The sequence below is a fragment of the uncultured Paraglaciecola sp. genome (genome assembly GCF_913058035.1).
Classification (GTDB): domain Bacteria; phylum Pseudomonadota; class Gammaproteobacteria; order Enterobacterales; family Alteromonadaceae; genus Paraglaciecola.
In genome coordinates, this window is the sequence record NZ_CAJXPA010000341.1 from 1 (window position 1) to 2,121 (window position 2,121).

The 2,121-nt window shown below is 38.0% G+C and carries 2 protein-coding genes and 1 pseudogene; 1 reads left to right on the plus strand and 2 read right to left on the minus strand.

Annotated elements, in window-relative coordinates:
- Positions 1-455: DUF885 family protein (locus QZ562_RS21070; protein WP_293764689.1), on the minus strand; the 455-nt coding region annotated here is incomplete at its 3' end.
- Positions 456-853: 398 nt separating this feature from the next.
- On the opposite strand from QZ562_RS21070, the pseudogene QZ562_RS21075 reads away from it, so the two are divergent.
- Positions 854-1,871, plus strand: a pseudogene (locus QZ562_RS21075) (IS630 family transposase).
- Here QZ562_RS21075 and QZ562_RS21080 read toward each other — a convergent pair.
- Positions 1,868-2,121 (minus strand): transposase (locus QZ562_RS21080; protein ID WP_293764693.1); only part of this gene is annotated, 254 nt, incomplete at its 5' end. The pseudogene QZ562_RS21075 and the gene QZ562_RS21080 sit on opposite strands and share 4 nt — an antisense overlap.

Genomic DNA, 2,121 nt, shown 5'->3' on the forward strand with positions numbered 1-2,121 from the left:
CCTCTATTAGTGATAAGCATATATTTGTCACCAAAATTAGCAGCTTCAATCTCATAACCAAGTTTTAACAGCATAAGCGCATGATTTAATTGATTGGCCGCAGACAATGACACTAAATCGACCGCCTGAAACTGTGTCAAAAGTGTTTTTTGACGTTTAATGCGTGCTTCATATGCCTCAAGTGAAGGATCATTTAACTTATCATCGTAATCACGTATGCCAAGACTGGTTGCAAAACTTGGATATTGTGATGTGTACCAGTGCCAATGCTCATCAAGAAGATTTTCAAATTGTTGATCAGCGCTCAATAATATACTTTGTGTGGACGGTGCTTCTGACGACGAAATTGCCGCTATGGGAGAGTTTGGTGTAATGCTGTTCAGGGATAAATTATTGCAGGCACTAAGCCAGATAGCCGAAGTCATGATTATGACGGAAGTTAAAACAGGTTTCATTAATAGTTCCTTTGGAAGTCTAGTTGAGTATAAAGTTCATCAGCAACTTAGTCATTTGTTGAAGCGCATTATAAACAATAAAAGTAAAAAGAGTTCGGTTTTGCCTATAGAGGATATTGGGGACTTAAGATCCTGTAATGATTCGATATCAAATGACTATACACATTGTGCATAAAAGTTATGTTCACCCCTCATAAGCATGAATTAAAATATCTACTCAGTATATTATCAAGAATTGTATCCAGTTCGAACTTTCTATTTTATTGCGCATTTTATTAATTGATAAGACAGCATCCATAAAAAAGTCATTGTGACAGCCATAGTATGAACCAACCAGATTAAATTTATGATCTAATGGCGACATGAAATATATTTCCCAAAAACAACTCGAAGATAAGCTGAAACCGTTAGATATCAAAGCTCTCATCGCTAAACAGACTAATGATCGAATGCGCATTCGCTTACTCGCACTTTTACACATAAAAGAGGGAGCTAACAGAGCCAAAACCGCTATATATTTAAAGAGTAGCCGTAAGGCAGTGAATGATTGGGCTAAAAATTTCTATGAAAATGGACTCGATGGCTTAAAAGAAAAACCTCGAACAGGTAGACCTTGTCATTTGACACCTGAGCAACTGATTACCTTTAAAGAATACGTAATAGCGAATAGCATCAAACCTAATGGCGGTCGCCTTACAGGACAATACTGAGTTAGCTATATTAAAGAAGAATTTGGAGTCACTTATTGTTTAGACAATATTTATAGGCTACTAAATTCACTAAGATTTTCTTGGATAACCAGTCGTTCTAAACACCCAAAACAGTCACAAGAAATTCAGGAGTGTTTTAAAAAAATTCAAAACTGAAGTGCTCCCTAAAGATCATGACAGATCGAGTATAGATATTTGGTTTCAAGACGAAGCGAGGTTTGGCCAACAAAATACTACAACAAGGTTATGGACTGCAAAAGGCTCAAGACCACGAGCCGTTAGGCATCAGCAATTTCAGTATGCTTATCTATTTGGCGCTATTTGTCCGGCTACAGGCGCAACAGAAGCAATAGTGACGCCCTATGTAAATAAAGAAGCCATGAGACAACATCTACAGCAAATATCACAGGCCACGCCAACGGGGCGACATGCTGTTGTGATTATGGACGGTACAGACTGGCATACCGATGATACAGCGTTTGCCTTTAATAACATTACGCTAGTCAGGTTACCCGCGTATTCAACAGAATTAAATCCTGTAGAGCAAATTTGGCAGTGGCTAAGACAGAATGAATTGGCTAACAAATGCTTTGAAGGATATGAAGACATTGTTAATTCATGCTGCGATGCTTGGAATAGCTTTGTGAGTGATTCAGAGCGGGTCAAAGGGATGTGTATGAGAGAATGGATGGATTTGGATGTTTAAATAATCTGATTGGTATAAATAGAATGAGGTGTTAACAAGTCACTCTTCTTTCCAAGCGCATTACATTGGTAACTTGACCAAAAATAATCGGCTGGCTCATCAACCATGGAGGCTCTTACAGGGTTCATCTCTATATAGCGATAAACTTGCATTAGGTAGGTTTCTTCTTGCACCAAACAGGATTTAAAGCGCCCTTCCCATAACGTACCTGTTCGTTTATAACTTCGATTAAAATACATCACATACATTC